Origin of the sequence: Martelella limonii (assembly GCF_013344475.1) — a bacterium.
GTDB classification, from domain to species: domain Bacteria; phylum Pseudomonadota; class Alphaproteobacteria; order Rhizobiales; family Rhizobiaceae; genus Martelella; species Martelella limonii.
This window is the reverse complement of sequence record NZ_JABUOU010000027.1, coordinates 1-1,413: the sequence shown is the minus strand read 5'-3', so window position 1 is coordinate 1,413 and position 1,413 is coordinate 1. Positions and strand designations below refer to the sequence as shown.

Sequence of the window (1,413 nt, the reverse complement as noted above, 5' to 3'; positions counted from 1 at the left end):
TCGAACAGCGCCGCATTGCCCGGCATCAGCGACAGCGTCACCACAAGGTTCGCGCCCTGATCGAGCGTCGTCAGCCCGACAATCGTCTGCGGCGCATTGCCCCCGTTGGCAACGCCTGCAAGCGTCGCCCCGCTCAGGACCTCGAGCGCCCCCGAAAGACCCGCAGCCGCCGTCTGATCCCCAAGCTGCAACGTCCCGGACTGAACCGACGTCAGACCCGTAAACGACTTCGAACCCGAAAGAACAAGCGTGCCGGGACCCGTCACATTGATGCCGATGCCATTGCCCGACAGATCCGAGCCGATCGCGGCCGTCGCACCCGACGCCGTCACCATGATATCGGCGCGGTTGTCGCTGTAGGACGACTGAAGCGCAAGCGCGCCGCCCGATAGCTGATAGCCGTCGACATCGAACACCAGGCCCTCGACGCCCGCGATCGTGCCCTGCACCGTCACCGCCCCGCCCGTGCCCTGGAACCGCGCATAGCGCCCGGCCGTCCACGGCCCGGAGGTCGTGCCGGCCGAATTGGTCCAGTTGGTCGAGGACGCAAGGCCGTCCCAGGTGCCGGCCCCGCCGACAATGCCGGGCGCCCCCGGCATGCCCGCCGTCGTCCCGTTCCAGTAGGCATAGACCGACTTGTCGGGGTCGATATCGTCGCCCACCGTGAGCACCACCTGATTGGCGCCATTCACGCTCACGACCGAAAGGTCGCCAAGATTGCTGTTTGCCCGGTCGATCTTCAGGCCCGAACCCGTCGGCGCATTCGCCGCATCGATCAGCGCATAGACCCCGTCGCCGAGCGTCGTGCCGTTCTGGTTGACACGCACAATCCCTTCAAGCGCCACATCCGTGACCGCAAACAGACCGGCTGCGCCCGCCGTCGTCAGGTTCACCGCCATGATCGAGCCCGTGCTGGCAAACCCGCCCGCCGTCAGCACCAGCGTCTCAAGCGTCAGCCCATGGCCCGTCCCCGCCTGGTCGGCCACAAGCAAACCGCCATCGGCGATCGTCGTCGTGCCGCCGAGACTGCCGGCGGCCGTGCCCGAAAGCCCCGCGCCCGAGACAACCATCGTCGTTCCGGCAAAGCCGGAACTCGCGCTCTCGAAGCTCAGCGTCCCCGTCCCCGCAACCGTCATCGCACCGGAACCGGACACCACATTCGTAAGCACATAATCGCTCGACGCCACCGTCTCCACCACAAGCGTCGCACCCGACGAGACCGCAATCGCGCCGGACAGCATCACATTGGCGGCCCCGCCCCCAAGATGCAGCGTGCCCGCCGAGACGGTGGTGGCGCCGGTATAGGTGGCGCTCTGGGTCAGGATCAGCGTACCGGCGCCGGCCTTTTCCATCTGCGTGGCCGCAGACGCCTCGCCGAGCGTCACATCCATCGTGACCACGGTCGCGGCAGGG

General features: G+C 67.4%; 1 protein-coding gene. It reads right to left on the bottom strand.

All coding sequences use genetic code 11. From position 1 onward, the window contains the following. On the bottom strand, positions 1-1,413 hold a 1,413-nt coding region (locus HPQ62_RS20860), incomplete at both ends, for an autotransporter-associated beta strand repeat-containing protein (protein WP_174804518.1).